Here is a 5,714-nt window from a genome sequence, read left to right as displayed (position 1 = left end):
CTTCCGATCTGTCGGGCGTCAACGAGGAGGCCATCGCACTGGCCGAGGGCATCATCGAGTCGCAGACGGCCGAGATCGAGACCCTCGAGGCGCTGATCGGATGAGGCGCTCCGCGATCGCGGGCTGCGCAGCGGTGCTGGCGCTGCTGTCGGGCTGCGGCAACGACGGGGCCAGCGGGGACGGCGCTGCGCCCGGCGCGGGCGGAGCGGTCGACGTCTCCCACGTCCACGGCATGGGCGTCGACCCGGCCGACCCCGATCGAGTCCTGATCGCCACCCACACCGGGCTGGTGGCCTACGCGAACGGCGAGCTCACCAAGGTCGGCGACCTCACGACCGACCTGATGGGATTCACCGTCGGACCCGACGGTCGGCTCTTCGCAAGTGGCCATCCCGGCCACGACGAGGAGGGCCCCATGGCACTGGGCCTCATCACATCTACGGATCGCGGGCAGACCTGGCGCTCGGTCTCCCTGGCGGGCGAGGCCGACTTCCATGCGCTCGACGCCTGGTCGGGCGGTGTGGTCGGTTACGACGGAGCCTTGGGGGCACTGCAGGTGAGCGACGATGCAGGTGCGACATGGGTGGAGGGCGCGAGCGGCACGGACGCCTACGACCTCGCCGCGGACGATTCGGCGATCGTCGCCACGACTGACGGCGGCCCCGAGGTGAGCCGAGACGCCGGCCGGTCCTTCACCGCCCTGCCATCGGCACCCCTGCTCCAGCTGGTCGACTTCAGCGACGACGGGACCCTCGTCGGGGTCGCTCCGGACGGCGCCGTTCACGCCAGTGACGATCTCGTGGAGTGGGACCGCCGCGGCGTCGCAGGCCGGACCCAGGTGCAGGCCCTCACCACCGGGCCCGGGGACGACGTCTGGGTCGCCACCACCGAGAGCCTGCAGCACAGCACCGACGGCGGAGCCACCTTCTTCGCCGTGGCCTCCTGGTGAACTCGTAACCCCCCGGGGGGTTGTGTTAACGTAGGTGGCACAGCCCCCCTCGGGGTGATCGAACCCGCCCTTCGGGCAGGAAGGATTCCCACATGCGTGAGATGACCATCGACCAGGCCGCAGCCGCCTTCGAGAACGGCGCGAGCTTCATCGACGTCCGCGAGACCGGCGAGTACGCCGCCGGGCACGCTCCGGGCGCCGTCAACATCCCCATGGGGCGCCTGACGTCCCACCTCGACGAGATCAGCCGCGACGAGCCGGTCCTGGTCATCTGCGCCTCGGGCAACCGCAGCAGCGCGATGGCCGACGTCCTGGTCGCCCAGGGCTTCGACGCCGTCAACGTGATCGGCGGCACCAGCGCCTGGGTCGAGTCCGGCCGCCCCGTCCAGACGGGTGCCGCCACGGGAGGTGCCCGATGAGTGCCCTCACCGTCGTCCCGATCGAGACCCCCACGCTCGGCGATCGCAGCTACCTCGTGCACGACGGCGAGGTCGCCTTCATGGTCGACCCGCAGCGCGACATCGACCGCGTGCTGTCGCTGCTCGACGAGCACGGCGTGCGGCTCACCCACGTCTTCGAGACCCACATCCACAACGACTACCTCACCGGTGGCCTCGCCCTCGCGCAGCACACCGGGGCGGCCTACCTCGTCAACGGCGAGGACGACGTGTCGTTCGAGCGCACCCCGGTGGCCGACGGCGAGACCGTCGAGGTGGGCGGGCGCATGCGGGTCACCGCACTGGCCACCCCCGGCCACACCTTCACCCACCTCTCCTACGCCCTCACCGAGACCGGTGACGACCTCGACCACTCGGTCGGCGTCTTCTCGGGAGGCTCGCTGCTCTTCGGGGCGACCGGTCGCCCGGACCTGCTCGGCGAGGAGCACACCGACGCGCTCGTGCGCCACCAGCACGCCTCGGCCCACCGTCTGGCCGACCTGCTGCCCGACGAGGCCGACGTCTACCCCACGCACGGCTTCGGCTCCTTCTGCGCCGCGAGCCAGTCCGACGCCACCGAGTCGACCATCGGCCAGGAGAAGAAGGCCAACCCGGCGCTCACGCAGGACGAGCAGGCCTACGTCGACGAGCTGCTTGCCGGCCTCGGCGCCTGGCCGGCCTACTACACCCACATGGCCCCGGCGAACGCCTCCGGGCCGTCCGAGCCGGACCTCTCGGCGCCCGCGGTCGCCGACGCGTCCGAGCTCCGCAAGCGCATCGAGGCCGGTGAGTGGGTCGTCGACCTGCGCAACCGCACGGCGTTCGCAGCCGGCCACGCACCCGGCACGCTCAACTTCGGGCTCGACGGCGGCTTCGCGACCTACCTCGGCTGGCTCATCACGTGGGGCACCCCGGTGACCCTGCTCGGCGAGAGCGCCGACGACGTCGCCGAAGCACAGCGCGAGCTCGTGCGGATCGGCATCGACCGACCGGCCGCCCACGCCACCGGCAGCCCCGAGGACTGGACGGACCGCGAGCTGGGCTCGTTCGAGACCGCGACCTTCGCCGACCTCGCCCAGGTGCGCCACCACCGCGAGGTCGTGATCCTCGACGTGCGCCGCACCGACGAGCACGACAAGGCCAAGATCGTCGGCGCGGTGAACATCCCGCTGCACGAGCTCTGGCACCGGCTCGAGGACGTCCCCGCCGGGGAGGTCTGGGTGCACTGCGCGGGCGGCTATCGCGCCTCGGTCGCCGCCTCGATGCTGGCGGCCGCCGATCGTTCGCTCGTCGCCATCGACGATTCCTTCGACAACGCCGAGTCGGTCGGGCTCAACCTCGTCGGACCCGAGGCGTGACTCTCGTCCTGGCGATCCTCGCCGGCGTGCTCATCGGGTTGAGCCTCGGTGCCCTCGGGGGCGGCGGCTCGATCCTGGCCGTGCCGGTGCTGGTCTACGTGCTCGACCAGAGCGCGTCGCAGGCCACCACCGGTTCGCTGGTGGTGGTCGGGGTGTCGTCCCTGATGGGCGTGGTCTTCGCGAGCCGGGCGGGCCACGTGCTCCTCGCCCGGGGTGTCGCTTTCGGCACCGTCGCGCTCGGCGGGGCAGCGCTCGGAGCGCTCGCCTCCGCGCGAGTCCCCGAACCGGTGCTGCTCGCCTCCTTCGCCGTCCTCATGCTCGTCGTGGTCGGCGTGATGGTGGTGCGCCTCGTGCGGGGCAGCGCCGCGCCGGAGACCCGTCCCACGCTCGACGACCCGATCATCACCTTCAGCCCGACGTTCGCCTGCCGGTGTCCGCAGGCGCTGAAGGTGCTCGTGACCGCCACCGCCGTCGGCCTGCTCACCGGCTTCCTCGGCGTCGGCGGGGGCTTCCTCGTGGTGCCGGCACTCCTCGTGGCCCTCGCGCTGCCGATGGACTACGCCGCCGGCACCTCGCTGGTGGTCATCACGATGACCAGCGCAGTCGCTCTCGCGGTGCGCGCGGGCTCGGGGACCTCTCCCGACTGGGGGATCGTCATCGCCCTGACCGCCGCGGCCACCCTCAGCACCGCGGTCGGCGTCAAGGTCGCCGACCGCGTGGACACCGACAAGCTTCAGATCGCCTTCACGGTGCTCATCTTGGGTGTCGCGGTCTACACCGCCGCCCAGGCGCTGCCCGCCCTCGTCTGACCCACCCCACTACCGAAGGAGTGCACGCCATGTGCCGTCCTGTCCGCTGCAAGACCTGCTCGAAGACCACCTGGGCCGGCTGCGGCCAGCACATCGCCCAGGTGAAGTCCGGCGTCCCCTCCGGACAGTGGTGCAACGGCAAGCACACCGCCGCCGAGAAGTCGGCGCCCGCGGCGTCGGGGGCCGGCAAGGGCTTCGTCGCCAAGCTGTTCGGACGCTGATCCTCAGCGGGTCGTGCCGACGCCCACGGCCACCGGCGTCGGCGCTCCACAGCACCCGCCGACCTGCTCGTCGAACGCAGGTCCGGCACCGCAGACGCCCGACTCGGGCAGCGTGAGCTCGACGCGAGCAGCCGCCTCGTGGTCACCCGCGACCTCGGCCACGATCGAGCGCACCTGCTCGAAGCCGGTGAGCGCCAGGAACGACGGCGCCCGGCCGTAGGACTTCATGCCCGCGAGGTAGAGCCCTGACTCGGGCTGCCGCAGCAGATCGGCCCCGTGGGGGCTGACCGTGCCGCACGAGTGGTGGGCTGGGTGGATCTCGGGCGCCAGCAGCCGCGGCGCCGACAGCTCGCCGTCCAGGTCGAGGTGCACTTCTGAGAGCCAGCTGTGGTCGGGCCGGTAGCCGGTGACGACGACCACCTCGTCGACGTCGGTGAGCTCGCGGCCGTTCACCGCCGTCAGGACGAGCGCACCTGCGTCGTCACGTCGTACGGCGGCCGTGCGGAACCCGGTGAGCCGAGCGACCTTCGCCGACTCGGCGACACCTCGGGCTCGCTCGCTCAGCTGGCCGCGGGCGGCGAGCTCGTCGGCGTCCCCGCCTCCGAATGCCTTGGTCGCATCTCCACGGCGCAGCAGCCAGGTGATGCGAGTGCTCGGATCGGCCTCGGCGAGCTCCCCGAGCGCAACGAGCACGTTCTGCGCGGAGGCACCCGCTCCCGCGACCACGACGTGGCGACCGGCGAGCCGGGCGCGCACCGTCGGGTCGGTGACGTCAGGCACGCCGTAGCTGATCTGGTCGGCGCACGCGCGCTCCCCTGCCGCCGGGTAGCCGTCGGCGCCCAGCGGGCCGGGCTGCCCCCACGTTCCGGACGCGTCGATGACCGCCGAGGCGCGCAGCACCTCGTGGCCCGAAGCGGTCTCGACGTGGACGACGAAGGGCACGTCGGCGCGATCGATGGCGACGAGGCGGTCGCGCCCCTCGCGCGCCACACCGACGACCCGATGGCCGGCCCTCACCTCCACCCCGCCATGCCTGAGAGCCTCGGCCAGCGGAGCGAGGTAGCGCTCGACCCACTCGGCGCCGGTGGGCAGCCCGTCGGGGTCAGGACGGGTCCACCCCTGCGCCTCGAGGAGCCGGCCGGCGGCGTCGTCGACGAGCTCGGACCAGGGTGAGAAGAGGCGGACGTGGCCCCATTCCGCGACCGCGTGACCGACCGACTCCCCCGCCTCGAGCACGACGACCGCAAGTCCGCGCTCGTGGGCGTGGGCGGCAGCGGCCAGCCCGATCGGGCCGGCCCCGACGACGACGAGCGGGCGGTCGGGCTGCGGGGTGGGGGTCATGGGAGTCCTGTCCAGATTGATCGAGGGCGGTCGATGTTCATCGTATAGATCATGATCGATATAAACAACCATCGACGTCGCTCGATCTTCCACTAGGCTCGATTCATGGCCCTTCTCGACCCGACTGCCGCAAGCACCTATGCCGACTGGTTCGCCACCCTGGCGGATGCCACCCGGGTACGGCTCCTGCACGCCGTGGCCTCGACCCCGAGCGGCTCGATCCGGGTCGGCGACCTCGCTGTCGAGCTCGGCATCAGCCAGGCGACCTGCTCGCACCACGTGCGTCGTCTCGCCGAGGTCGGGTTCGTGGCGGTAGACAAGGTCGGGACCGCGAGCCTCGTCTCCATCAACCCTGCGTGCTGCACAGGGCTCCCCCACGCCGCCGACGTCGTGATGGGCACGCTGGGCCCGGCCCTCGCCCCGGGCGGCCTCGACGACCTCCCCGCCGACGTGACCACCCGCGCGATGCTCGACGCCGACCTGCCGGTGGTCCGCGAGATCTATGCGGAGGGGATCGCCACCCGCCTCGCGACCTTCGAGACCGAGGCTCCCGACGTCGCGACCCTTGCCGACAAGTGGCTGCCAGGACATCGCTGGGT

The 5,714-nt window shown here is 72.0% G+C and carries 7 protein-coding genes; 6 read left to right on the top strand and 1 reads right to left on the bottom strand.

Annotated features, from left to right (window positions below):
* Window positions 1-100: 100 nt before the first annotated feature.
* The 5 genes from VOI19_RS12885 to VOI19_RS12865 all read left to right on the top strand — a co-directional run bounded on the left by VOI19_RS12885 (window position 101) and on the right by VOI19_RS12865 (window position 3,774).
* The gene (locus VOI19_RS12885; RefSeq protein WP_323793364.1) at window positions 101-949 is read left to right on the top strand and encodes a F510_1955 family glycosylhydrolase; all 849 of its coding nucleotides are present in this window, start codon (window positions 101-103) and stop codon (window positions 947-949) included.
* Between the two features lie 92 nt (window positions 950-1,041).
* Window positions 1,042-1,368, top strand: a complete 327-nt coding sequence (locus VOI19_RS12880) for a rhodanese-like domain-containing protein (RefSeq protein WP_323793363.1) — start codon at window positions 1,042-1,044, stop codon at window positions 1,366-1,368.
* The gene (locus VOI19_RS12875) at window positions 1,365-2,744 is read left to right on the top strand and encodes an MBL fold metallo-hydrolase (RefSeq protein WP_323793362.1); all 1,380 of its coding nucleotides are present in this window, start codon (window positions 1,365-1,367) and stop codon (window positions 2,742-2,744) included. The genes VOI19_RS12880 and VOI19_RS12875 overlap by 4 nt, the downstream gene beginning before the upstream one ends.
* The gene (locus VOI19_RS12870; RefSeq protein WP_323793361.1) at window positions 2,741-3,553 is read left to right on the top strand and encodes a TSUP family transporter; all 813 of its coding nucleotides are present in this window, start codon (window positions 2,741-2,743) and stop codon (window positions 3,551-3,553) included. The genes VOI19_RS12875 and VOI19_RS12870 overlap by 4 nt, the downstream gene beginning before the upstream one ends.
* Before the next feature lie 29 nt (window positions 3,554-3,582).
* Window positions 3,583-3,774, top strand: coding sequence for a hypothetical protein (locus tag VOI19_RS12865; RefSeq protein ID WP_323793360.1), 192 nt, complete (start codon window positions 3,583-3,585; stop codon window positions 3,772-3,774).
* 3 nt (window positions 3,775-3,777) lie between these two features.
* Here the strand turns inward: VOI19_RS12865 and VOI19_RS12860 are convergent, their stop codons facing one another.
* On the bottom strand, window positions 3,778-5,115 hold the full coding sequence (locus VOI19_RS12860; protein WP_323793359.1) for an FAD-dependent oxidoreductase: 1,338 nt from the start codon (window positions 5,113-5,115) through the stop codon (window positions 3,778-3,780).
* Window positions 5,116-5,220: 105 nt separating this feature from the next.
* On the opposite strand from VOI19_RS12860, the gene VOI19_RS12855 reads away from it, so the two are divergent.
* Window positions 5,221-5,714, top strand: a 494-nt coding sequence (locus VOI19_RS12855) for a helix-turn-helix domain-containing GNAT family N-acetyltransferase (RefSeq protein WP_323793358.1), incomplete at its 3' end; no start/stop codon positions are given.

This window comes from Nocardioides sp. (assembly GCF_034670285.1).
GTDB lineage: Bacteria > Actinomycetota > Actinomycetes > Propionibacteriales > Nocardioidaceae > Nocardioides.
Note: the sequence above shows the minus strand (reverse complement) of the source record. Positions and strands in the feature narration are given on the sequence as shown.